At 76.2% G+C, this 22,598-nt stretch carries 21 protein-coding genes and 1 tRNA gene; 12 read left to right on the top strand and 10 right to left on the bottom strand.

Translation table 11 applies throughout. The annotated features are described in order from the left end of the window. Positions 1-72: 72 nt before the first annotated feature. Positions 73-966 carry a glycerophosphodiester phosphodiesterase gene (locus tag WDV86_RS12185; RefSeq protein ID WP_339567912.1) on the top strand — a complete coding sequence of 298 codons (894 nt, stop codon included), beginning with the start codon at positions 73-75 and terminating at the stop codon, positions 964-966. Positions 967-999: 33 nt separating this feature from the next. Here the strand turns inward: WDV86_RS12185 and WDV86_RS12180 are convergent, their stop codons facing one another. The 3 genes from WDV86_RS12180 to WDV86_RS12170 form a co-directional block, all read right to left on the bottom strand. After that, entirely contained in the window at positions 1,000-1,995 is a 996-nt protein-coding gene (locus tag WDV86_RS12180) for a YhjD/YihY/BrkB family envelope integrity protein (protein ID WP_339567911.1), read from the bottom strand. Between the two features lie 89 nt (positions 1,996-2,084). Continuing rightward, positions 2,085-3,197, bottom strand: a complete 1,113-nt coding sequence (locus WDV86_RS12175) for a type IV pilus twitching motility protein PilT (protein ID WP_339567910.1) — start codon at positions 3,195-3,197, stop codon at positions 2,085-2,087. A gap of 80 nt (positions 3,198-3,277) precedes the next feature. Continuing rightward, positions 3,278-3,505, bottom strand: a complete 228-nt coding sequence (locus WDV86_RS12170) for a biotin/lipoyl-binding carrier protein (RefSeq protein ID WP_445263072.1) — start codon at positions 3,503-3,505, stop codon at positions 3,278-3,280. 152 nt (positions 3,506-3,657) lie between these two features. Here WDV86_RS12170 and WDV86_RS16280 point away from each other — a divergent pair, with 152 nt between their 5' ends. Beyond that, positions 3,658-3,732, top strand: a complete 75-nt coding sequence (locus WDV86_RS16280; RefSeq protein WP_445263071.1) for a 50S ribosomal protein bL37 — start codon at positions 3,658-3,660, stop codon at positions 3,730-3,732. A 127-nt stretch (positions 3,733-3,859) separates the two neighbouring features. Here the strand turns inward: WDV86_RS16280 and rsrA are convergent, their stop codons facing one another. Together rsrA and WDV86_RS12160 are read right to left on the bottom strand one after the other, a co-directional pair. Continuing rightward, positions 3,860-4,156, bottom strand: a complete 297-nt coding sequence (gene rsrA, locus WDV86_RS12165; RefSeq protein WP_339567908.1) for a mycothiol system anti-sigma-R factor — start codon at positions 4,154-4,156, stop codon at positions 3,860-3,862. Further along, entirely contained in the window at positions 4,153-4,884 is a 732-nt protein-coding gene (locus WDV86_RS12160) for a sigma-70 family RNA polymerase sigma factor (protein ID WP_445263070.1), read from the bottom strand. Before WDV86_RS12160 ends, rsrA begins: the two co-directional genes overlap by 4 nt. Before the next feature lie 225 nt (positions 4,885-5,109). Between WDV86_RS12160 and WDV86_RS12155 the strand changes: the two genes are divergently transcribed. The 5 genes from WDV86_RS12155 to WDV86_RS12135 all read left to right on the top strand — a co-directional run bounded on the left by WDV86_RS12155 (position 5,110) and on the right by WDV86_RS12135 (position 9,428). Beyond that, entirely contained in the window at positions 5,110-5,670 is a 561-nt protein-coding gene (locus tag WDV86_RS12155) for a hypothetical protein (protein WP_339567906.1), read from the top strand. A gap of 79 nt (positions 5,671-5,749) precedes the next feature. Next, a complete protein-coding gene (gene aroA / locus WDV86_RS12150) occupies positions 5,750-7,093 on the top strand; it encodes a 3-phosphoshikimate 1-carboxyvinyltransferase (RefSeq protein ID WP_339567905.1) in 1,344 nt (447 codons plus the stop codon). Then, on the top strand, positions 7,090-8,193 hold the full coding sequence (gene rsgA, locus WDV86_RS12145; protein ID WP_339567904.1) for a ribosome small subunit-dependent GTPase A: 1,104 nt from the start codon (positions 7,090-7,092) through the stop codon (positions 8,191-8,193). Before aroA ends, rsgA begins: the two co-directional genes overlap by 4 nt. Before the next feature lie 14 nt (positions 8,194-8,207). Further along, the gene (gene hisN, locus WDV86_RS12140) at positions 8,208-9,092 is read left to right on the top strand and encodes a histidinol-phosphatase (protein WP_445263060.1); all 885 of its coding nucleotides are present in this window, start codon (positions 8,208-8,210) and stop codon (positions 9,090-9,092) included. A gap of 105 nt (positions 9,093-9,197) precedes the next feature. Further along, the gene (locus tag WDV86_RS12135; RefSeq protein WP_339567902.1) at positions 9,198-9,428 is read left to right on the top strand and encodes a DUF6480 family protein; all 231 of its coding nucleotides are present in this window, start codon (positions 9,198-9,200) and stop codon (positions 9,426-9,428) included. Between the two features lie 10 nt (positions 9,429-9,438). Here the strand turns inward: WDV86_RS12135 and WDV86_RS12130 are convergent, their stop codons facing one another. The 3 genes from WDV86_RS12130 to WDV86_RS12120 form a co-directional block, all read right to left on the bottom strand. Continuing rightward, a complete protein-coding gene (locus WDV86_RS12130; RefSeq protein WP_339567901.1) occupies positions 9,439-10,920 on the bottom strand; it encodes a glucose-6-phosphate dehydrogenase in 1,482 nt (493 codons plus the stop codon). Between the two features lie 180 nt (positions 10,921-11,100). Further along, positions 11,101-11,177: transfer RNA gene (locus tag WDV86_RS12125), tRNA-Met, on the bottom strand. 158 nt (positions 11,178-11,335) lie between these two features. Further along, positions 11,336-14,419: a UPF0182 family membrane protein gene (locus WDV86_RS12120; RefSeq protein ID WP_339567900.1), complete on the bottom strand. Its 3,084-nt coding sequence runs from the start codon at positions 14,417-14,419 to the stop codon at positions 11,336-11,338. Positions 14,420-14,603: 184 nt separating this feature from the next. Here WDV86_RS12120 and WDV86_RS12115 point away from each other — a divergent pair, with 184 nt between their 5' ends. Continuing rightward, on the top strand, positions 14,604-15,209 hold the full coding sequence (locus WDV86_RS12115) for a PPA1309 family protein (protein ID WP_339567899.1): 606 nt from the start codon (positions 14,604-14,606) through the stop codon (positions 15,207-15,209). Positions 15,210-15,306: 97 nt separating this feature from the next. On the opposite strand, the gene WDV86_RS12110 is transcribed toward WDV86_RS12115, so the two are convergent. Continuing rightward, a complete protein-coding gene (locus WDV86_RS12110; protein WP_339567898.1) occupies positions 15,307-16,434 on the bottom strand; it encodes a YlbL family protein in 1,128 nt (375 codons plus the stop codon). 193 nt (positions 16,435-16,627) lie between these two features. Between WDV86_RS12110 and WDV86_RS12105 the strand changes: the two genes are divergently transcribed. Both WDV86_RS12105 and WDV86_RS12100 read left to right on the top strand, forming a co-directional pair. Continuing rightward, on the top strand, positions 16,628-18,115 hold the full coding sequence (locus WDV86_RS12105; protein ID WP_339568567.1) for a zinc-dependent metalloprotease: 1,488 nt from the start codon (positions 16,628-16,630) through the stop codon (positions 18,113-18,115). Then, positions 18,112-18,738, top strand: coding sequence for an NUDIX hydrolase (locus WDV86_RS12100; protein ID WP_339567897.1), 627 nt, complete (start codon positions 18,112-18,114; stop codon positions 18,736-18,738). The genes WDV86_RS12105 and WDV86_RS12100 overlap by 4 nt, the downstream gene beginning before the upstream one ends. Before the next feature lie 244 nt (positions 18,739-18,982). Here WDV86_RS12100 and WDV86_RS12095 read toward each other — a convergent pair whose 3' ends face one another. Further along, a complete protein-coding gene (locus tag WDV86_RS12095) occupies positions 18,983-19,618 on the bottom strand; it encodes a M48 metallopeptidase family protein (RefSeq protein WP_339567896.1) in 636 nt (211 codons plus the stop codon). 165 nt (positions 19,619-19,783) lie between these two features. On the opposite strand from WDV86_RS12095, the gene WDV86_RS12090 reads away from it, so the two are divergent. Both WDV86_RS12090 and WDV86_RS12085 read left to right on the top strand, forming a co-directional pair. After that, positions 19,784-20,887 (top strand): hypothetical protein, encoded by a 1,104-nt coding sequence (locus tag WDV86_RS12090; RefSeq protein WP_339567895.1) that lies wholly within the window; start codon positions 19,784-19,786, stop codon positions 20,885-20,887. Between the two features lie 76 nt (positions 20,888-20,963). Continuing rightward, positions 20,964-22,370, top strand: a complete 1,407-nt coding sequence (locus tag WDV86_RS12085) for an ABC1 kinase family protein (protein WP_339567894.1) — start codon at positions 20,964-20,966, stop codon at positions 22,368-22,370. The last annotated feature ends 228 nt before the right edge of the window (positions 22,371-22,598 follow it).

Here is a 22,598-nt window from a genome sequence, read left to right as displayed (position 1 = left end):
CCGCGCGGTGGCGTGCCTAGCGTCGGGGACGTCGACGCCCGGGCCGCCGGGCGACCCCGGCCAGGAGCCCCCATGACGTCACGTCACGACGTGCCCGCACCACCCCCCTCGACGCCGCGCACCTCCCGGCAGGCGCTCCCGCTGCTGCGGCGGGCCCCCGGCGCCCCACCCGCCGTCGTCGCGCACCGCGGCAGCTCCGCGAGCGCCCCCGAGAACACCCTCGCCGCCCTCGAGGCGGCCCGGCGCGCCGGCGGCTCGTGGATGGAGGTCGACCTGCGGCGCACGGGCGACGACGTCGTCGTCCTCCTGCACGACGACCACCTCAGCCGCACCACCGACGGCTCCGGTCGGCTGGCCGAGACGTCCGCGGTCGACCTGGCCCACCTCGACGCCGGCTCCTGGTTCTCCCGCGAGCACGCCGGGGAGCCGGTGCCCACGCTGGCCGACGTGCTGGTCTGGGCCCGACGGCACCCGGGCGTGCACCTGCTGCTGGAGCTGAAGGGCACCTGGAGCCCCCTGCAGGCGCGGCTCGTCACCGACGCCGTCCGGTCCGCGTCCGTGCGGTCGCGGGTCGTGCTGCAGTCCTTCGACCCCGTGACGGTCGCCTCGCTCGCCGCCGTCGGCGCCGACTGCGCCCGCGGTCTGCTGCTCGACGGCACCGGGCCGGTCGAGGCCACGGGCGCCGAGGTCGCGCGGCTGGTCGCCGCGCACGGGCTCGCCTGCGTCAACCCCGGCGACGGGGTGCTGGCCGCAGACCTAGGCCTGGCCGACCGGCTGCACGCCCTCGGCGTCGCCGTGTGGACGTGGACGGTCGACGACCCGGCGCGGTGGGCCGACCTGGACGCCGCCGGCGTCGACGGCGTCATCACCAACACCCCCGGCGCGATGCTCGGCTGGCTGGCCGAGCGGCCCCGCGTGCCGGCGCAGGCCCGCTCGCGGGTGCGCGCCGACGTCCGGCGCCGCTGAGAGGGCCCCTCGTGGTGCTGCGCCGGTGGCGCCTCAGCGCCCCCGGCGCAGCATGACGGCCGAGAGGGTCGCGGCCAGGCCGACGAGCACGACCACGTGCAGCAGCCACAGCCACAGCAGGGCGGCGATGACGCCGCCGACGGCGACCGAGCCCCCGAAGGGGGCACCGATCGGCACGGGCAGGGCGACGAAGAGCACGATCCCCTGGATGAAGCCGGAGACGAAGGCGCCGGTCGCGAAGCCCCCCGCGAGCGCGGCCCGCCACGACAGCTGCTGCGGCGCCACGGCGCGGAAGGACCACGCCAACGGCAGGGAGACGACGACCCAGTCGACGTTGAGCGCGACGTAGACGCCGATCGCCGTCCCCTCGGCGCCGCGGGCGAAGAGGTCGGCGATGAGCGGCGTCACGCCGAGGACGACGAGCAGGAGCACGGGTGCGGCGGCCAGCACGGGCAGGACGGCCCCGCGGGCCTTCCAGGCCCCGCCGAGGCGGCGCCACCACGAGGTCCGCCCCGGCTGGCTGCCGTCCTGCGTCTCGACCGGGGTGGCCGCCTGGACCTGGCTGCCGTCCCCGAGCGCGGCGTAGGCCCGGCGCAGCCCCTCGCCGTAGAGGCTGGCGGGGAAGAGGCTGAAGAGCACGACCGACCAGGCCACCCCGAGGCCGTAGTCGACGACGGAGCGGGCGAGGGCATCAGCCCCCATGGCCGACGGCAGCGCCTCCTCCAGCGTCTGGCCCAGGGCCAGCATCTGCTCGTCCCCGACGATCCACCCGGCCAGCCGGACGGCGATGAGGACGGACGGGACGGCCGCGAGCGCGCCGTAGAAGGTCAGGCCGGCGGCCGTCAGCGGCAGCTCGTGGGAGCGCAGCAGCCGCCGGGTGCGGGCGGGCAGGCGGCGCAGCACCTCCCGGCGCCCCAGGAGCGGCCCCGGGTCGCCCGCCCCACCCTCGGGCTGTGGCTCGTCTGCCGACGCGCCGTCGGGCCCACGCCTGTCGGCCGGCCTGGTGGCGGCGTCGGCCGGCGGGGTCACCCGCTGAGGGAACCACGCCGTCGCGCCCGCGGCGCCCGGAGGGTCGCGACGCGATCGGACCGGGTCGTGCGGCGGGAGCGGCCGGCGGCTCAGGCGACGAGGCCCAGGCGCCGCATCTCCACCGTCAGGTCGTGCGGCCGGGTAGAGACGGCGAGCGCGTCCTCCAGGGTGATGGTGCCGTCCTTGTAGAGCTCGACGAGGTGCTGGTCGAACGTCTGCATGCCGTAGTAGCCGCCCTCGCTGACGAGGTCGGTGATCGAGCCCGTCTTCGCCGGGTCGGCGATGGCGTCGGCGACCCGGCCGGTGCCCACGCACACCTCGACGACGACGGCGCGACCGCCCTCGTCGGCGCGCGGCACGAGCCGCTGGCAGACGATGCCGCGCAGGGAGCCGGCGAGGGACAGGCGCACCTGCTGCTGCTCGTGGTGGGGGAAGAAGTCGATGATCCGGGCGACGGTCTCGGCGGCGTCGGTCGTGTGCAGCGTGCTGAGCACCAGGTGCCCCGTCTCCGCCGCGGCCAGGGCGGCGCGCACCGTCTCGGGGTCCCGGATCTCGCCGATGAGCATGACGTCGGGGTCCTGCCGCATGGCCGCCCGCATCGCCGAGGCGAAGTCCGCCGTGTCCAGGCCCAGCTCGCGCTGGTTGATCATCGCCAGCTTGTCCTGGTGGAGGACCTCGATGGGGTCCTCGATCGTCAGCAGGTGCACCTCGCGGTTGCTGTTGATGTGGTCGACCATGCCGGCGAGCGTCGTCGTCTTGCCCGAGCCGGTCGGACCGGTGACCAGGACGAGGCCCCGCGGCTCCAGGGCCAGTCCCCCGACGACGTCCGGGACGCCGAGCTCCTCGAGGGGGGTCGCCCCGACGGCGACGCGCCGGACCACGAGGCCGACCGAGCCGCGCGCGCGGAAGGCGTTGACGCGGAAGCGGCCGAGCCCGGGGACGGAGTGGGCGAAGTCGGCCTCCAGCGTCTGCTCGAAGCGCTCCAGGGCGTCGTCGCGCAGCAGCTGCTGGAGCAGGCTCTCCAGGTCGGCGAAGGTCAGGGCGCGGAACTGCAGACGCCGCAGCCGGCCGTCGATGCGCACCCGCGGCGGCGACCCCACCTTGAGGTGCAGGTCAGAGCCCGCCAGGTCGGTGAGGGCGCGCAGGAAGGGGCTGATCGACAGGTCGTCGTCGGCCTCGACGGGGGTGGGGAGCTCGCTCACCTCTCGAGGATCGGCCGGACGCCCGTCCGCCTTGAGCGGCCACCCCGCGGGGTGCTGCGCCGGCGCCGGCGCAGCACCGCTCAGAGGGCCTCCAGGACGACGAGGAGGTCGCCCTCCTGGACGACGTCGCCCGGTGCGACGACGACGCGGGCGACCCGCCCGGCCCCCTCGGGGACGACGGGGATCTCCATCTTCATCGACTCCAGCAGGAGGAGCGTCTGCCCTGCCTCGACGACCTCGCCCACCTCGACCGCGAGGCGCAGGACACCCGCCACCATCTCTGCCCGCACGCTCTCCACGGCGCCGATGCAACCACGCGGTGGACCCCGCGGTGCCGGCAACCAGCAGAGCGGCGCCGGCCACCAGCAGAGCGGTGCCGGTGCTCAGCCGGCGCTCGGCCAGGGCGGTGGCCCACCGCGGGTGTGGGACCCTGGAGGACCAGGACCGGAGGAGGACCACCATGAGCAAGCGAGCCCGCAAGCGCCGCTCTCGCAAGAAGAGCAACGCCAACCACGGCAACCGTCCCAACAGCTGACCAGGACGGCCGGCGGAGCGGACCAGCCGCGCACGTCGAAGGGCCTCGCCCCACCTCCCGGTGGCGGCGAGGCCCTTCGACGTCTGCGCCCTTCATCGGGGCGCGCAGGCCCGCTCTCGGCGACGCCTCAGGCGCGGACCTCGGTGATCTGGGTGATCCTCGTGATGATCTTGACCCGCAGCGCGGCCGGCGCGCAGTCGCTGGCGCACGCCCGACGCACGACGTCCCGGACGACCATCTCCAGGTCGCGCTGCTCCAGGCACGGCGCACACTCCTGGAGGTGCCGCTGGATGCGGCCGACGTCCACCTCGTCGTCGGTGGAGATCTCGTGGTCGAGGAAGGCGTAGAGGCGGTCCACGACCTCGGCGCAGTCGGTCTCGCGCGGGGCGCTCCGCCGGCCGGGACCGCTCGCGGGGGCGCTCATGCGTCGACCCCCGCCCGGTCCTGGTGGCGCCCGGGCTGCGCCGCGCTGACCCCGCGGTCGCGGGCGTAGTCGGTGAGCAGGTCCCGCAGCTGTCGACGCCCCCGGTGCAGCCGGGACATCACGGTGCCGATGGGCGTGCCCATGATCTCCGCGATCTCCTTGTAGGCGAAGCCCTCGACGTCGGCGAGGTACACCGCGATCCGGAAGTCCTCCGGGATCTGCTGCAGCGCCTGCTTGACGTCGGAGTCAGGGAGGTGGTCGAGCGCGTCGGTCTCCGCCGAGCGCAGGCCGCTGGAGGTGTGGGACTCCGCCCGCGCCAGCTGCCAGTCCTCGACGTCCTCGGAGTGGGACTGCTGGGGCTGCCGCTGCTTCTTGCGGTAGGTGTTGATGTAGGTGTTCGTCAGGATCCGGTACAGCCAGGCCTTCAGGTTCGTGCCCGGGCGGTACTGGTGGAAGGACGCGAAGGCCTTGGTGAACGCCTCCTGCACGAGGTCCTCGGCGTCGGCGGGGTTGCGGGTCATCCGCATCGCCGCCGAGTAGAGCTGGTCGAGGTGCTGCAGCGCCTCGGCCTCGAAGCGCGTGACGCGCTGCGCCTGGGTCTCCTCGGCCGGGGCACGGTCGGTGTCCTCGCCGACCTCGACCTCCACCGCGTCCGTGGGCTGTTGAGGGTCCTGCGCTGAGGCGGGGGTGCTGCTGGGCGCGGGCGTGCTGGTGCTGTTGTCGGCCATCGTGACCGAGGGTAGTGCGCCGCCGACGACGGCGCCTGCGGCCAACGGCTCTCGGTCGTGGCGGCTGCTGAGGACGACGAGCACGGGTACCTCCTGTCGCGCCGGGTGGCCGGTCGCCAGGCGACCGTGCGGACGCAGTGGTCAGCGCCGTCGACGGCGCCTCTGTTCCCGGCGCCCGGCCGGCCCCGTCGTGCCGTCCTGGCCCCGATGCGGTAGACCACCGGCATGACGATCATGCGACGCCTCGCCCGCCCGCTGCTGGCCGCTGCCTTCGTCGACCAGGGCGTCCAGCTGGTCCGCCGTCCCGGCGACCACGCCGAGGTCTGGTCGCCGCTCGTGGAGCAGGTGCGCCAGCCCCTCGGCCTCGGGGACACGTCCACCGCGACGCTCGTGCGGGCCGACGGCGCCGCCATGGCCGTCTCGGCCCTGCTCTTCGGGCTCGGCCGGCTGCCGCGCGCCTCCGCCCTGGTCATGGCCGCCTCGATGGCCCCGGCCGCCGTCGCCGAGCACGCGTTCTGGCGCGCCGACAGCGTCGAGACGCGCAAGCAGCAGCGCACCCTCTTCCTCAAGGACCTCGCGCTCGTCGGGGCCGCGCTCGTGTCCGTCGTCGACACCGAGGGCAGGCCGGGTCTGTCCTGGCGTGGCCGACGTGCCGCCAAGGACGCCTCCAGGGCCTCCAAGGCCGCGAGCAAGGTCGCCCGGCGCGAGGCCCGGCACGCCGCGCACACCGCCGGCCGGGAGGTCCGGCTCGCGGGCTACCGGGCGGGCACCAAGGTCGGTCTCTGACCTCGCGGCTCCTCGGGCGCGAGCGGCCGGGGGCGCCGTCGGCCCCGGCCGGCGTCGGTGCGTGCCTACCCTGGCCGTCATGGATCTCCCCCGCTGGCCCGCGCCCACGGCGCCCGGGCCGGTCGACGCCGTCGTCACCCTCCCGGGGTCGAAGTCGCTGACCAACCGGTACCTGGTCGTCGCCGCGCTGGCCGACCGCCCCTCCCGGCTGCGCTCGCCGCTGCGCTCGCGCGACACCGCCCTCATGGTCGGCGCGCTGGAGTCGCTCGGCGTCCGGGTCGAGGACGTCGACGGCGCCGGCCCCGAGCCCGACTGGCTCCTCACGCCGGCGCAGGAGCTGCACGGCGGGCGGGTCGACGTCGGGCTCGCCGGGACGGTCATGCGCTTCGTGCCGCCGCTCGCGGCGCTGGCCCGCGGTGACGTGGCCCTCGACGGAGACCCCCGCGCCCGCGAGCGTCCGCTGGCGCCCGTCGTCGACGCCCTGCGCGCCCTCGGGGTCGACGTCGACGACGGCGGCCGCGGCGCGCTGCCGCTGCTCGTGCACGGCACCGGGTCCGTCGGCGGCGGGTCGGTGAGCATCGACGCCGCCGCGTCCAGCCAGTTCGTCTCGGGGCTGCTGCTGGCCGCCCCGCGCTACGACCGGGGCCTCGTGGTCCGCCACGTCGGGCCGCCGCTGCCGAGCGAGCCCCACGTGCTCATGACCGTCGAGACGCTGCGCGACGCGGGCGTCCTCGTCGACGACTCCGAGCCGGACACCTGGCGCGTCTCCCCCGGACCGGTCTCGGCGCTCGACGTGCACGTCGAGCCCGACCTGTCCAACGCCGCGCCCTTCCTCGCCGCCGCCGCCGTCACCGGTGGACGGGTGCGCGTCGCCGGCTGGCCGCAGCACACCACGCAGGCCGGTGACCTGCTGCGGGACCTGCTCGACGAGATGGGCGCGGAGGTCTCCCTCGACCGCGAGGGGCTGGAGGTGCGCGGCGGGGACCTCTACGGCGTCGACGCGGACCTGCGTGAGGCCGGCGAGCTGGTCCCCGTCGTCACCGCCCTCGCCGCGCTGGCGGCGACGCCGACGCGGCTGCGCGGGGTCGCGCACCTGCGCGGGCACGAGACCGACCGGCTCGCCGCGCTGGCCACCGAGCTGGGGCGGCTGGGCGGGTCCGTCGAGGAGACCCAGGACGGGCTCGTCGTCCGCCCGGCACCGCTGCACGGCGGGCTGTTCCGCACCTACGCCGACCACCGCATGGCCCAGGCGGGCGCCGTCCTCGGCCTGCGGGTGCCGGGCGTGGAGGTCGAGGACGTCGCGACGACGGGCAAGACGCTGCCGGGCTTCGTCGGCCTCTGGGACGCGATGCTCGCGGGCGGGGCGGTTGGCGACCGGGCGCCCGAGCGGTCGCCCTCCGTGCGGCCGGCCCCCGCGCGGTGAGCCGCCGCACCCCGGACGAGGACGACGTCCGCACCCGCCCGAACCCGCGGGGCTCGCGGCCGCGCACCAAGGAGCGGCCGCGCCACGCCGACGCCGTGCCCGGGCGGGTCCTCACGGTCGACCGGGGCCGCTCGACCGTCCTGGTCCGGGAGGGGACGCCGCAGGAGGCCGAGGTGGTCGCCGTCAAGGCGCGCGAGCTGGGCCGGGCCGGCGTCGTCACCGGGGACCGGGTGCGCCTGGTCGGCGACGTCTCGGGCGAGCCCGACACCCTCGCCCGCGTCGTGCGCGTCGACGAGCGCCGCACGGTGCTGCGCCGCTCGGCCGACGACGAGGACCCGGTCGAGCGCGTGGTCGTGGCGGGGGCCGACCAGCTGGCCGTCGTCGTCGCCGCGGCCGACCCCGAGCCCCGGACCGGCCTGGTCGACCGGTGCCTCGTCGCGGCGCTGGACGCCGGGATGGACGCGCTGCTCGTCGTCACCAAGGGCGACCTCGCCGACCCGGCCGGGCTGCTGGGCCAGTACGCCGCCCTCGACGTCGGCGCCGTCGTCCTGGCGCGCGCGCCGGACGACCCGGCGCGGCCCGGGGCGCACCGGCACGACCCCGCGGGCCTCGCCGTGCTGCGCGAGCGGCTGCGGGGGCGCACCACCGTGCTCGTCGGCCACTCCGGCGTCGGCAAGTCCACGCTCGTCAACGCGCTCGTGCCGGGCGTCGACCGCGCGACGGGGCGGGTCAACGACGTCACCGGCCGCGGCCGGCACACCTCCTCCTCCGCGCTGGCGCTGCGGCTGCCGGTCGGCACGAGCGACGGCGAGGGAGCCGTGACGGGGGTCGCCGACGGCTGGGTCGTCGACACCCCGGGCATCCGCTCCTTCGGGCTGGCGCACGTGCGCCCGGAGTCGCTGCTGGCGGCCTTCCCCGACCTGGAGCCCGGCAGCGAGGACTGCCCGCGGGGGTGCTCGCACGACGAGCCGGAGTGCGGCCTCGACGCCTGGGCGGCGTCGGCGGCCTCCGGCGAGGGGGCGCAGGCCCGCCTGGCGTCGCTGCGCCGGCTCCTGCGCAGCCGGGCCGGCGAGGACGCCGACGCGGGCGGGGCGCGCTGAGGGAGGCGACCACGATGCAGGACGTCGCCCGCGCGGGTCGGGGGCGGGCCTCCTCGTCCCGGGTAGCGTCCGCGCCCGTGAGCCCCACCTCGCCCGAGAGCCTGCGCCGTGCCCGAGGGGTCGACGACGACCTGCGGCTCGCCCACGTCGTCGTCGACGCCGTCGACGCGCTGACGACCGAGCGGTTCGGCGCGCAGGACCTCGCCGTCGAGGCCAAGCCCGACCTCACCCCGGTCACCGACGCCGACCGTCGGGCGGAGGACCTGGTGCGGGCCCAGCTGGCGCGGGCGCGCCCGCGCGACGCCGTCCTCGGGGAGGAGCGCGGCTCGACCGGCAGCGGAGCGCGCCAGTGGGTCGTCGACCCCATCGACGGGACGAAGAACTTCGTGCGGGGCGTGCCGGTCTGGGCGACGCTGCTGGCACTGCTCGTCGACGGCGAGCCGGTGGTCGGCGTCGTCTCCGCGCCGGCCCTCGGACGGCGCTGGTGGGCCGGGACGGGTACGGGCGCCTGGACGGGGCGGTCGCTGTCCTCGGCGCGGGCGCTGCACGTCTCGGGCGTCGACGACCTCGCCGACGCCTCCCTGTCCTACTCCAGCCTCACCGGCTGGGAGGAGCGGGACCTGCTCGACCCGCTGCTCGACCTGACCCGCTCGGTGTGGCGGACCCGGGCCTACGGCGACTTCTGGTCGCACGTGCTCGTCGCCGAGGGTGCCGTCGACGTCGCCTGCGAGCCCGAGCTGGAGCTCTACGACATGGCCGCGCTCGTCCCCGTCGTCACGGAGGCCGGCGGCCGCTTCACCTCGCTGGCCGGCGAGGACGGCCCCCACGGAGGCAGCGCCGTCGTCACCAACGGCCTGCTGCACGAGCGCGTGCTCGAGGCGCTGGCCCCGAGGTCCTGACCTTCCGACGACGGCCGGGCGGCACCGACGCGCCGACGTCGCGGGCGCTCGGCGCACCGGCGCGTCCGGCGCGCGCGCGGCACCGGACCTGCGCAGACTGGCGCGATGAGCACACCCAGCGCCGACCCGCCCCCCGACGACACCCCCGGGCTGGACGACGGCGAGAGCGTCCGCCCCGGCGACACCCCGCCGTCGGAGTCCGGCACCTCCGGGCTCTCCCACCACGAGGGCAAGCCGCCGTCGGGTGCGCTCAACAAGGCCGTGCCCATCGCGATCATCGCGCTCGTGCTGCTCTTCGTGCTCTTCTTCCTCGTGCGCGCCGCCTGGCCCGGCTGAGCCGCCGCCGTCAGCCCTGGCCCTCGCCGCGCAGCACCCAGCCACGCGGTCCGGTCAGGGCGTCGGCGGCCTCCGGCCCCCAGCTGCCCGGGGCGTACGGCAGCACCTCGGGGCGGTCGGCGAGCACCGGCTCGACGACGGCCCAGGCATGCTCCAGCCCCGTCGAGCTGGTGAACAGCGAGCGGTCGCCCGTCATGACGTCGTGCAGCAGCGCCACGTACGGCGGCAGGGGGTCGCCGTCACCGGCGTCCGCCAGCGACAGGCCCGCCGTCGCGGCGGCGAGCGCGAGCTCGGGCCCGGGCGCCTTGACGACGACGCCCAGCTCGACGGCCCCGGGGCCCTTGAGGTCGACCGTCAGCACGTCGCCCCCCACGGGCAGCTCCCCCAGCGGCGAGCGCTCCGGGCGCCGCAGCAGCAGGCTCACCCGCTGGGCGTCGCCGGCCAGCCGCTTGCCGGTCCGCAGCACGAAGGGGACGCCCCGCCAGCGGTCTGTGTCCACCCACAGCCGCGCGGCGACGTAGGTGTCGGTGCTCGAGTCGTCGGCCACGTCCTCCAGGTCGCGGTAGCCCTCGTACTGGCCGAGGACGACGTCGTCGCGGGAGAGCGGCCGGACCGCCGCCAGCGCGGCCGCACGGGCCTCCTGCAGGTCAGCGGGCGCGAAGGAGGCGGGCGGCTCCATCGCCACCTCGGCGCTCACCTGCAGAAGGTGCGTCACGAGCATGTCGAGCAGGGCGCCCGTCTCGTCGTAGAACTCGGCCCGGTCGTCGACGTCGAGCGGCTCGGGGACATCGACCTGCACCTCCTCGACGAGGTCGCGCCCCCACGCCGTCCCGAGCAGCGCGTTGCCGAAGCGCAGCACGTGCAAGGACCGCGTGCCCTCCTTGCCGAGGAAGTGGTCGATGCGGAAGACCTGCTCCTCCTGCAGCACCTCGTGGACGAGGGCGTCGAGCTCGCGGAACTCCTCCGGCGAGGCGCCGAAGGGCTTCTCGTAGACGACCGTCGCCCCCTCGGTGAGCCCGTGCGTGCCGAGCGCTCGGGTGTAGCCCGGGAACGCGCTGGGTGGCAGGGCGAGGAAGTGCACCAGGTGGACGTCCTCGCCGCCGACGCCGTCCGCCTCCTGCAGCTGTCGCCGCGCGTCCGCGAGGACGTCCGTCAGGCTCCCCGGGTCCTCCTCCGTGAAGCCACCCCCGGCGAAGAGCAGCCGCTCGGAGAAGTCCTCCCACGGGCCGTCCTGCGGTGCCGGGCCGAACTCCTCCAACGCCGAGCGGACGCGGTCGCGGAACTCCTCGTGCGAGACGTCGCCGCGGCCGTTGCCGACCAGGCGCCAGTCGGCCGGCATGAGGTCTCTGCGGGCCAGGTCGAAGAAGGCCGGGAGGACCATCCGGCGGGCGAGGTCGCCCGTCGCGCCGAAGAGGACGAAGACGGTGGGGGGCGTGCCCTTCGCGCGCTCGTCGGAGGAGGGCGCTGCCGGCTGCGAGGTCTGAGGAGCCATGCCCCGACGCTAGGACGGCCCGGTCCCGCGCGCCCGCCCGGTCGCCGGTGCCGGCCCTCGGCCGGCCGCACACGGACTCCTGGAGCACGAGCCCGGCGACAGAGGACCCGGCGGCAGGAGCCCGCGACGCGAGCCGGACGCACGAGAGGCCCGGACCGTGTGGTCCGGGCCTCTCGGCACTGGTAGCGGGGGCAGGATTTGAACCTGCGACCTCTGGGTTATGAGCCCAGCGAGCTACCGAGCTGCTCCACCCCGCGTCGCGAGATGAACACTACGTCAGCCGGCCCTCAGCACCAAATCGCCAGGCACGCGGCCGGCGCCCCGTGGCGGAGAGGGCGCGGCGTGGGGGCGCGACGCGGCCACGACGACGTCGGGGCCGCCGGGGTGTCCCCCGGCGGCCCCGACGAGCGGCGGCTCAGCCGCCCGCGGCGGAGGTGTCCTCCTGCGGGCTGTCCTCGGCGGCGGCGTCGGCGGCCGCAGCGCCGCCCTCGATCTGCCCGCGCACCTCGACGGCGCGACCGATGGCGTCGGCCAGCTCCTGCTGGGAGGTGCCGTAGGCGGCGAAGTCGCCGTCGGCGAGCGCCTGCTGGCCGGACTGGAGCGCCGCCTGGGCGTCCTGCAGCGCCTGGTCCAGCTGGTCCTGGAGGTCCGTCGGGACCGGCGTCGTGCCGTCGCCGGTGTCCCCGCCCAGCGGCGGCCCCGGCTCGGGCTCCTCCGCGGTCGGCGGGACGACGTCTGCGCCCAGGTCGGCGCCGGCGTCCCCGGCGGTCGCGCCGGAGTCACCGCCGAAGACCTGGTTGAGCGCCTCGTCGAGGGTCTCGGCGAAGCCGATCTCGCTGCCGAAGGACACGAGCGAGTACTGCAGGCGGGGGATCTGCGTGCCGCCCGAGCTCTGCACGTACACCGGCTGCACGTAGAGCAGGCCGCCACCGACCGGGAGCGTCAGCAGGTTGCCGAAGGCGACCGCCGTGTTGTTCTGGCTCAGCAGGTTCAACGTCGTCGAGATCTGCGGGTCGGCGTTGAAGTCGTTCTGCACCTGCCCCGGGCCGTTGATGACGAGGTTGCGGGGCAGCTGCAGGAGCCGCTTCTGCCCGTAGCCGTCGGCCACCTCGCCGTCGGCGCCGCCGCCGGCGTCGGCGTCCACCGCCAGGAAGCCGGTGAGGATGTTGCTCGCGCCCGACACGCTGGAGTCGGGGATGTACGTCGAGGTCAGCGAGAACGCCGGCGTCTCCTGGCCCGGCATCTGCAGCGAGAGGTAGTACGCCGGCTGGGCGGGGGCGCCCGCCCCCTGGCCCGAGACGGTGGGGTCGGTGGGCACCTGCCACCGGTCGCTGTTCTGGAAGAAGACCGACGGGCTCGTCACGTGGTAGGCGCCGAGCACCTCCCGCTGGACCTTGAAGAGGTCGTCCGGGTAGCGCACGTGGTCCATCAGCTGGGCGCTCATCTCCGACGACGGCGTCAGCACCCCCGGGAAGATCTGCGCCCACGCCTGCAGCACCGGGTCCTGCGAGTCCCACTCGTAGAGGACGACCTCGCCGGAGTAGGCGTCGACCGTCGCCTTCACCGAGTTGCGGATGTAGTTGACGTCCTCGGGCGGGAGCGTGGAGAGCGTCTGCGCCGCCTGGTTGGTCGTCGCCCCCGTCCCCGTGCCCCCGGTGCCCTGCACGAGCCCGGCGGTCTGGGAGTCCGCGGTCACCGACTCCAGGGTCTGCCGGTCGGAGTAGGGGTACTGGTTGCTGGTCGTGTACCCGTCGACGATCCACAGCACCCGCTCGTCGACGACGGCCGGGTAGGGGTCGCCGTCGAGGGTGAGGAAGGGGGCGACCTTCTGCACCCGGTCGCGGGGGTCGCGGTCGTAGAGGATCTGGCTCTCGCTGTTGAGGGAGTCGGCGAACAGGATGTTGTACTCCTGGTACTTCACCGCGTAGAGCAGCCGCTGCCACCAGGAGCCGATCGAGGGCCCGCCCTCGCCCTGGTAGGTGTTGAAGGCGACGCCGTCGCCCCCCTCCTCGTCGGTCGGGAAGTCGACCTCGATGGGGTCACTGCCGTCGGGGGCCCCGACGATCGAGTAGTCCGGCGAGTTCTGGCCGAAGTAGATGCGCGGCTCGAACACCCCGAGCGCCCCCTCGGTGTTGATGCCCGACTGGAAGTACGCCGGGAGCCCGCCCGGGCCGCGCTGGTTGCCGTAGGCGGCCACGACGCCGTACCCGTGGGTGTAGATCGTCGCCTGGGCGACCCAGCTCTGCTGGCCGCCCGGCAGGCCGTCCAGGTCGAGCTCGCGCACGCCGATGACGGCGTCCTCGACCTGGCCGTCGATCTCGTAGCGGTCGACGTCGAGCGGGTCGGAGAACGTGTAGTACTGCCGCTGGCGCTGGTCCTGCTGGAAGGCGGGCTGGACGATCGCCGGGTCGAGGACGCGGATGTTCGCCGTGGTCGCGGCGTCGTCGCGCAGGGCGCCCGGCTCGGCCTCGGTGACGGCGTTGTAGCTCGTCACCTCGGTCGTGTCGACGTCGTAGGCCGCCCTGGTCGCGTCGATGTTGTGCTGGAGGTAGGGCGTCTCGCGCTGCAGCTCGCTCGGCGTCACCTGGAAGCGCTGGACCACCCACGGGTAGATCGCCCCGACGACGACGGCGGAGACCAGCAGGACGACGACGCCGAGCGCCGGCAGCCGCCACGAGCCGCGGACGGCGGTCACGAAGAACATCACCGCCACGAGCAGGGCGATGGCCGCGAGGATCGCCCGGCCCGGGATGACGGCGTTGACGCCGGTGTAGGTGGCCCCGAAGAAGCGCCCGTCGGGGTCGACCAGCGCCGAGTAGCGGTCGAGCAGGTAGGAGCCCGCCTGCAGGAGCACGAGCAGCCCCGCGGCGAGCGACAGCTGCACGCGGGCGGTCGTCGTCGCCCGCGGCCCCTGGCCCTGCAGGCGCAGCCCGCCGTAGAGGTAGTGCACGAGCGCCCCGCCGATGCCGGCGAGCAGGACGACGGCCGTGAGGAAGGAGAGCAGGAAGGACAGGAAGGGCAGCGTGAAGACCCAGAAGCTGACGTCCATGTCGAAGATCGGGTCGGGCACGTCGAAGGGCTCGCGGTTGAGGAAGAGCAGCACCGTCTCCCACTGCGCCGAGGCCGCCGAGCCGGCGAACAGGCCGAGCACGGCGGGCACGGCGAGGCCGAGGAGCCTGCGCAGCGGCTCCAGCGACTCGCGGTAGCGGTCCAGGTTCGCCGACTCCGCGTCGACCGGCGCGTACACGGGCCGGGAGCGGTAGGCGACGCGCAGGCTGAGCGCGACGGCCGCCGCCATCACGGCGGCGGCCCCGACGAAGAGCAGCGCCTGCGTCACCAGGCGGGTCGTGTAGACGCCCGCGAAGCCGAGCTGCTGGAACCAGAAGATCTCGGTGACCACCTGGCTCGCGACCACGACGGCCGCCACGATGACGACCACGACGACGACGGCGGGCAGGAGCGCGCCGCGTCGGCGCGGCGGGGAAGCGGTGGAGCTCACGTGGTGGGCACCTCTCGGGTCGTCGGACGAGCGACTTGTCCGGGACGGTCTCGGACGGGTTCCTCCGCGCACCGGGGCGGTACCAGGGTCCCACGCCGGGGTGCGGCCTCCCCCCGGGGGCACGTGGCGCCGAGGTCGTGGCGTCGCGCGGGCACGGCGTGCCCGGTGCGGCACCATCGTCTCCGTGCACCAGGACGTGGCCCCCTCCCCGGACGACGACCGCGCCGCCTCCCGGGTTCCCGGGGCGCCCCCGCGGCTCGGGGAGCCGCCGCTGGCGCCGCTGGAGCGCGTCGCCCTGGAGGTCGAGCGGCACGCGGCCTCGGGCGGCTGGGGCGCCCTCCCCCGGGTCTTCGCCCTGGTCCGGACGGCGCAGGCGCTCGCGGCCGACCCCGCCCTCGCCGGTCGGCTCCCGGCCGACGTCGTCGCCGACGCCCGGGCCGACCCGGGCCACCTCACCTCCGTCGAGCAGGAGGAGCTGCCCGAGGCCGCCGACCTGGAGGAGCTCCTCGGCCGGCTCGCGTGGCCGCCCGCGGTCGCCGGCGCCGCCGTCGTCGTGGAGCGCTCGGTCCTGCCGCCCTCGACGACCCTGCCCGCGGACCCGCGCGAGGCGCTCGCCCTCCTCACCTCCTCCCCCGACCGCGAGGAGGTCCGGCTCGCCGTCGCCGTCCTGCGCGAGGGCGGCACGGGCACCGCCGTGCGACGGCGGGAGGACGACGACGACCTGCGCGTCGTCGTCGACGAGGACCTCGCCCCCGGGCTCGCCGCCGCGCTGCGGGCGACGCTCGGCTGACCCGTCCGCCCCGTCCTCCGCACGGCGGGCCGGAGCCAGGGGGCGCGCCAGCATCGCTCCAGGAGGCGCGCCAGGGGTGGGGCCAGGAGGCGACGGCTCAGCCGGGCCCGGCCGCCTCGGCCGCCTCGCAGCCTGGCAGGTCGTCGCCCTCGCCGGCCGCGACCGCCTCCAGCGCCGCGACGGCGTCCGCCACGGTGGCGACGGCGACGACCTGCATGCCCTCGGGCACCGCGCCGGCCAGGTCGGGGCAGTTGGCGGCGGGCGCCAGGAAGAGCGTCGCGCCGGCGCGCGAGGCGCCCACCAGCTTCTGCCGGATGCCGCCGATCGGGCCGACGACGCCCTCGGCGGTCACGGTGCCCGTGCCGGCGACGTGCTCCCCGCCGGTCAGCGAGCCCGGCGTCAGGAGGTCCACCAGCCCGAGCGCGAACACCATGCCGGCGCTGGGACCGCCGATCTCGTCGATGCTGATGCCGACCTCGAAGGGCACCTCGACCTCCGGGTCGAGCAGGACGCCGAGCAGCGTGCGCCCGTCCGCGTCCTGCGTCGTCACCGGCACGACGAGCTCCTCCTCGCCCCGCCGCAGGCCGACCTCGGCGACGGCACCCGGCTCGACCTCCTGCAGGCGCTCGCGGAGGGCGTCGGCGGTCTGCACGGCCTCGCCGCCGACGGCGGTGATGACGTCACCCTCCTCCAGCCCCTCGGGCAGCGTGTCCCCCTCGGCGGCCCCGGCGACGCGCAGCCGCACGTCCACCGGGACGTCGAGCTCGCGCAGCGCCGCCGCGATGGCCGCCTGCTGGGAGGAGGACATCTGCGCCTGGCGGGCCTCGTCGACGTCCTCGCGCGTCAGGGCGGGGTCGAAGACCTGGCCGACGGGCAGCGCGTCCTCGTCGCGGCTGAGCCAGGCCCCGACCACCTGCGCGAGGACGACGTCGCGCCCCGGCCCGCCCGACGTGCTCACGGTCAGCAGGTCGAGCTGGCCCTGCGTGGGGTAGGTCTCGCGCCCGTCGACGGTGATGAGCGGCTCGCCGTCGGGCGTCTGCCCGAGCACGTCGACGACGGGCCCGGGCGCCTCCACGGCGAAGGGGGTGCCCGCCGAGCCGAGCAGCACCAGCCCGAGCAGGGACGCCAGGAAGGAGGCCGCGAGGGCGCCCGCCGGGCCCCCGAGGCCCCCGCGCCCGCCGCGACGGGGCGAGCCGGCGGGAGGGGTCTGCTGCTCCTGCACCACCGAGTCCTCCTCGCTGCTCTCCGGCGTCTCGCGCCTCGACGGGTCCACCGGCGCGGGCCGGCTGACCGCCTGTCCGCTCTGGGCGCAGCCCCGGGGCCGTCGCCGGGAGGGATCATCCCCCGCGGCTCGTTACCGTGGGCACCAGGGGCCTGCCACAGGCCCCTCACACGCCGCAGGAGGAGCCGTGAGCCAGATGCCACCCCCACCGGGTCCTGGTGGCGACGACGAGGGCCGCAACCCGCTCGAGGAGCTCATGCGCCAGCTCATGGCCGGCATGGGCGGCGCACCGGGCGGCAACCCCTTCGCCGGCGTCGACCCCGAGGCGCTGCGCGCCGCCGGCCTGCCCGCGGACCCCGCGGCGATGGGCGCGATGATGGCGCAGGTCCAGCAGATGATGGCCGGCGGCGGCGACGGCCCGGTGAACTGGGACATCGCCTCCGACGTGGCCCGCAAGCGCGCGGCGCTCGAGGGGGACCCGACGGTCGGGGGCTCCGCCCGCCGCGCCGCCGACGAGGCGCTGCGGCTGGCCGACCTGTGGCTCGCCCAGCAGACCGACCTCGGCGCCGGGGGCGCCAGCACGGCGGCGTGGTCGCGCGCGGAGTGGGTGGAGGCCACCCTGCCCGTGTGGCGCCAGCTGGCCGAGCCCGTGGCCGTCTCCGTGGGCGACGCGATGGCCGCCGCGATGGCCGAGCAGGCCCCGCCGGAGGTGCGGCCCATGCTCGCGGCCGCCGGCGGGATGGTCCGCCAGGTCGGCGGGGCCGTCTTCGGGCTGCAGCTCGGGCAGGCGGTCGGGGAGCTGGCGACCGAGGTTGTCTCCGGCACCGACATCGGACTGCCGCTGGCGCCCGAGGGCACCGCGGCCCTGCTGCCGGCCAACGTGGACGCGTTCGCCGAGGGCCTCGGGCTGCCGGCCGACGACGTCCGGCTCTACCTGGCCCTGCGCGAGGCCGCCCACGCCCGCCTGTTCTCGGCCCGGCCGTGGCTGCGCGCGCACGTGCTGGGCATCGTCGCGTCCTTCGCCGCCGGCATCCGGATCGACACCGACCGGATCGAGGAGGCGGTGCGCTCGGTCGACCCGACCGACCCCGAGGCCCTCCAGAAGGCGCTCGGCTCGGGGATGCTCGAGCCGGAGCGCACTCCCGAGCAGCAGGTCGCCCTGGACCGCCTGGAGACGGTGCTCGCCCTGGTCGAGGGCTGGGTCGACCACGTCGTCGACGCGGCCGCCGCACCGTTGCCGAGCAGCGGCGCGCTGCGCGAGGTCGTCCGGCGGCGCCGGGCGGCCGGCGGCCCGGCCGAGCACACGCTCACGAGCCTCGTCGGCCTGGAGCTGCGGCCCCGCCGGCTGCGCGACGCCGCGGCCCTGTGGGCGGCCATCGAGGCCGAGCACGGCCAGGAGGGCCGGGACGCCGCCTGGAGCCACCCCGACCTCCTGCCGACCGCGGAGGACCTCGACGACCCAGCCGGCTACGCGACGCGCCGTTCCGAGGCGGAGTCGGCGAGCGCCGACGTCGACGCCGAGCTGGAGCAGCTGCTCGGTGGCGACCTGGGCGAGGCGCAGCCCGAGCGCTCGGCCGACGAGCGCGTCGCCGACGCGGGCGGGTCGGACGACGACGGGCCGAGCGGGGACGGGCCGGGCGGGGACGGGCCGAGCGGGGACGGGGAGGCGGGCCCGCGGACGTGAGCTCGCCCGTGCCGGCAGCCCCGCCCCAGGTCGACGTCGTCCGGGAGGTCCTCGAGCGGTGGGCGGTCGAGGCCAGCCCCCTGCCACCAGGGCAGGAGGAGCTGCGCCGCCGCTACCTCGACCAGCTCGACGTGCCCGGCGCGCTCCGCAAGGGCGGCGCCCCGGACCACCTGACGGCCAGCGCGCTCGTGCTCGACCCGTCCGGGACGCGGGCCCTGCTCGTGCTGCACCGCCGCGGCGGCTTCTGGGTCCAGCCCGGCGGGCACCTGGAACCGTCGGACACCGGCACCCGCGAGGCCGCCCTGCGGGAGGTCTGCGAGGAGACCGGTGTTCCCGTCTCCGCCGTCGCGCTCTCGGACCTGCCCGCCGACCTCGACCACCACCAGCTGGGCGCCGCCTTCGGCCGCTGCCGCTCCCACCTCGACGTCGCCCACCTGGCCGTCGTCGACCCGGCCGTGCCGCTGCACGTCAGTGCGGAGAGCGACGACGTCGCCTGGTGGCCGCTGGACGCCCTGCCGGGCACGCCCGACGGCGAGCCCGAGAGCGAGCTGCTGCCCGCCGTCGTGCCGGACCTGCCGCCCCGGCTGCACCGCGCCGTCAGCCTGCTGCCCCGGGCACGGTGACGTCAGAGCTCCAGCGGGGCGCTCCGCCGGTGTCCTCGACCCCGCCTGCTCGGCCTACCGGCTGGCCCTCGTGGACCTGTCGGGGCTGACCAGGGCAGGCGCCGCCTGGTCGACCAGCGGCAAGGCCGCCCGGCCGGTCCTCGCCCTCGCCGGCGGGCTGCTGGCCGAGCTCGTCGGGGTCCGGGGCCCTCGCCGTGGTCCGCCCGAGCCGTGGCCACGCCCTCCCGGCCGTGAGAGGTGTCGGCTAGCCCGGGGCGTCGTCGACGTCTGCGTCACCGGCGTGCGTCCCGCCCTCCTCACCCGGCCCCTCCTCGCCAGAGGGTCCTGAACCACCGCGCTCCTCGGAGGCGGTCCAGCCCTCCAGGTAGCCGCGGGCGCGCTCGGTGCGGGGGTAGCCCTCCAGCAGGGCCCAGAAGTCCTCGCCGTGGCCGGGCACGAGCAGGTGGGCGAGCTCGTGCAGCAGCACGTAGTCCTGGACCCACCTGGGCAGCCCCTGCAGGTGCGAGGACAGCCGGATGGTGCCGTCAGCCGGCGTCGTCGAGCCCCACCGGCTGTGCTGGTTGCCGACCCACCGCACCGAGGTGGGGACGGCCCGGCCACCGAGGTACCGGCTGGAGAGGGTGCGCGCTCGGGCCGCGAGGTCACCGTCGCCAGGGGGGCGGCGCCGCTCGCGAGCTGACAAGCGGGCCAGCATGCGGGCGACCCACGCCTCCTCCTCGGCCCGGGTGAAGCGGGCGGGGATGCACACGACGACCGCGCCGTCCTCGTGGAAGGCCGTGACGGTGCGGCGTCGTCGCGCGCTGCGGCGGACGCGCACGGGGACGTCCGCGGCGACGGCTCGCTCGGGCGGGGACGGGCCCGCAGCCCCTCCGGGCTCCATCTACCGCACCGTAGCGGGCGGGAGCCCGCGCGCCGGCAGACGCGCTGGCCCTGTGGAGGACGCCGACGCGTCCGGCGCGGCGACGGCAGGCTGACCGACCGGACCCGCCGGCTGCGGGCCCAGGTGCGCACCCACCGGTGCGGGCGATGGATTAGGAGGTACCTGGTGCTGCTGCGGACACGCCCCGGTCTTCGACGCGCGTGGCGCGACGTCGGCCGGGTCCAGCTGGGCGAGGACACGGCGCACGCCGTGGTGCTCGACGGGTTGGCCGCCGGGGAGGAGGCGGTGCTGGACGACCTCGTCGAGGGTGTCGAGGCGACCGAGCTGCTCGCCCGGTGCGGCGAGCGCGGCGCGAGGGGGCTCTCACCGGCCGCGCTCGAGCACCTGCTCGGGCTCCTGCGGGACGCCGGCGCGCTGGAGCCGACGCCGGTGGCCGGCGGTGCGGGGACCCTCGGCTCGGTGGCCGAGGCCGACAGCCTCGGGCTCCTCCACGGCGGCAGCGGCTGGGACCTGCTGGCCCGGCGCTCGCGGGCCTGCGTGCGCGTGGAAGGACTGCCGCGCACGGCCACGGCCCTCGCGGCCGGCCTCCTCGAGGCGGGGGTCGGCCGGGTGGACCTGCGCCTCGACGGCGCGCCGCAGGTCCGGCCCGAGGACGTGACGTCCGGCGGTCTGCGGCAGGAGGACGTCGGCTGGAGTCTCCCGGCCGCCGCGGAGCGGCTGCGTGCCCGCTGGGAGGAGCAGCTGGGCCGGGCGCCCGGCTCGACGCTGCCGGGCGCCGACGGCACGACGGCGCCGGACCTCGTCGTCCTCGCCGCCCGCGGCGCGCTCCCGCCAGAGCGGGGCACCGAGCTCGTGCGTCAGGACCGCCCGCACCTGGCGGTGGTCCTCGGTGTCCGCAGCGCCGTCGTCGGGCCCTTCGTCCTGCCGGGCCGCACCCCCTGCCTGCGGTGCGTCGAGCTCCACCGCGGCGACCGCGACCCCGAGTGGCCCCGGGTGGCCACCCAGCTGGCCTACCCCTCGACCTGCGGAGGTGAGGACAGCTGGCCCCGCGAGGACGTCGTCCTCGTCCGGCTGGTCTCGGCGCTCGCCGTGGCGCAGGCGCTGGCCCACCTCGACGCGACCTCCTCCCCCGCCGGCCCGTCGTCGAGCGACCCGGGCCTGGTCACCGACGGGCGCGCGACGAGCTGGGAGGTCGACCTCGCCGACGGTCTCACCCGCGGCCGGCGCGTCGAGCTGCACCCAGACTGCGGGTGCGCGTGGTTCCGGTGAGCGCCGACGGCCGCCCACGGCGGGCGTGTCGCCGGGCCGCCCGGACACTTCTTCCACCGGGGGCGATGATGGAGCGGTGAGCGACGGACCGGCGAGCGAGGGCACCACGGACGAGCAGCCGGGCGCCGGCGCCAAGGGTGCCCAGGTGACCGGCGCGAGGAGTGCCCCGGCACCGGAGCTGCCGCGCCGGGCCTTCGCGCGCGGCGTCCGCCTGGCCAGCCTCCCCGCGGGCTTCGCCGGCCGCACGGCCATCGGCCTGGGCAAGCGCCTGGGCGGGGCCTCCGCCGAGGCCGTCGCCGCCGAGATGCAGGCACGGACGGCCGAGCAGCTGTTCGCCGTGCTCGGCCAGCTCAAGGGCGGCGCCATGAAGGTCGGCCAGGCGATGAGCATCTTCGAGGCGGCCCTGCCCGAGGACGTCGCAGGTCCGTACCGGGCGATGCTGACGCGGCTGCAGGACTCCGCGCCTCCCCTGCCCGCTGCCACCGTCCACGCCGTCCTGGCGCGCGAGCTGGGGCCGGGGTGGCGCTCGTCCTTCACCTCCTTCGACGACACACCGGTGGCGGCCGCCTCCATCGGTCAGGTGCACCGCGGCACCTGGGCCGACGGGCGGCGCGTCGCCGTCAAGGTCCAGTACCCCGGCGCCGCCGAGGCCCTCGTCGCCGACATCACCCAGGTCTCGCGCGTCGCGCGCCTCACCGGGGGATGGATCCCTGGCGTCGAGCTCGGACCCATCCTCGCGGAGATGCGGGAGCGGCTCGTCGAGGAGCTCGACTACACCGTCGAGGCCGCCTCGCAGCGGGCCTTCGCCGACGCCTTCCGCGGCGACGAGGACTTCGTCGTCCCCGACGTCGTGGCGAGCACGGAGAGGGTCATCGTCTCGGAGTGGCTCGACGGCGAACCGCTGTCGACGCTCATCGCCGGCGGCACGCAGGAGCAGCGTGACGTCGCCTCCCGGCGTTACCTCGAGTTCCTCCTGCTCGGCCCGGCCGAGGTGGGTCTGCTCCACGCCGACCCCCACCCTGGCAACTTCCGGCTCACGCCCGACGGCCGCTTCGGCATCCTGGACTTCGGGGCGGTGAAGCGGCTCCCCGACGGGATGCCTCCGGCGGTAGGGCGCCTCCTCGGCGTGGCGCTCTCCGACGACGCCGACGGGGTCGTCACCGGCCTCCGGGAGGAAGGTTTCATCAAGCGCTCGATCGAGCTGGACGGGCGACAGCTCCTCGACTACGTCTCGCCATTCCTGCGGCCGGTGCTGACCGAGACCTTCACCTTCGACCGGGCCTGGTTGCGCGAGCTCTTCGGCCACATCAACGACGTCAGGACCCCCACGTGGGCGGTGGGGCTGCGGCTCAACCTCCCCCGCGAGTACGTCCTCATCCACCGCGTCTGGCTGGGTGGCCTCGGGGTCCTGTGCCAGCTCGGCGGCACGGTCGCCTGCATCGACGTCCTCGAGGACCACCTGCCCGGGTTCGCCGACGCGTGACGTCGGCGCTGGTCCTCACGCGCCTGCCCGCCACGCAGCCACCGCACACGTCCCAGAGCCAGGCGACGTCGGCCCGCCGGTCAGACCACGCCGGTCAGGGCTCGCCGGTCAGAGCCTGCCCGTTCAGAACCCACCCCCCGCCGGGGGCCCGGCCCGCCCGGGAACGCCAGAAGGGCCGCCCGCTGGTAACAACCAACGGGCGGCCCTTCTGATGAAGAAGTCCGGCGG

Source organism: Pseudokineococcus sp. 1T1Z-3 (assembly GCF_037482365.1).
In the GTDB taxonomy this organism is placed as follows: domain Bacteria; phylum Actinomycetota; class Actinomycetes; order Actinomycetales; family Quadrisphaeraceae; genus Pseudokineococcus.
The sequence above is the reverse complement of the archived record's forward strand: the minus strand, read 5'-3'. Positions and strand labels throughout refer to the sequence as shown.

What these genes read in the sequence shown, in the direction of transcription:
- WDV86_RS12185 (WP_339567912.1), top strand. Translation starts at nt 73, where the DNA reads ATGACGTCACGTCACGACGTGCCCGCACCACCCCCCTCGACGCCGCGC.
- rsrA (WP_339567908.1), bottom strand. Translation starts at nt 4,156, where the DNA reads ATGAGCGCCCCCGCGAGCGGTCCCGGCCGGCGGAGCGCCCCGCGCGAG.
- WDV86_RS12160 (WP_445263070.1), bottom strand. Translation starts at nt 4,884, where the DNA reads ATGGCCGACAACAGCACCAGCACGCCCGCGCCCAGCAGCACCCCCGCC.
- WDV86_RS12155 (WP_339567906.1), top strand. Translation starts at nt 5,110, where the DNA reads ATGACGATCATGCGACGCCTCGCCCGCCCGCTGCTGGCCGCTGCCTTC.
- aroA (WP_339567905.1), top strand. Translation starts at nt 5,750, where the DNA reads ATGGATCTCCCCCGCTGGCCCGCGCCCACGGCGCCCGGGCCGGTCGAC.
- hisN (WP_445263060.1), top strand. Translation starts at nt 8,208, where the DNA reads ATGCAGGACGTCGCCCGCGCGGGTCGGGGGCGGGCCTCCTCGTCCCGG.
- WDV86_RS12135 (WP_339567902.1), top strand. Translation starts at nt 9,198, where the DNA reads ATGAGCACACCCAGCGCCGACCCGCCCCCCGACGACACCCCCGGGCTG.
- WDV86_RS12130 (WP_339567901.1), bottom strand. Translation starts at nt 10,920, where the DNA reads ATGGCTCCTCAGACCTCGCAGCCGGCAGCGCCCTCCTCCGACGAGCGC.
- WDV86_RS12105 (WP_339568567.1), top strand. Translation starts at nt 16,628, where the DNA reads ATGCCACCCCCACCGGGTCCTGGTGGCGACGACGAGGGCCGCAACCCG.
- WDV86_RS12095 (WP_339567896.1), bottom strand. Translation starts at nt 19,618, where the DNA reads ATGGAGCCCGGAGGGGCTGCGGGCCCGTCCCCGCCCGAGCGAGCCGTC.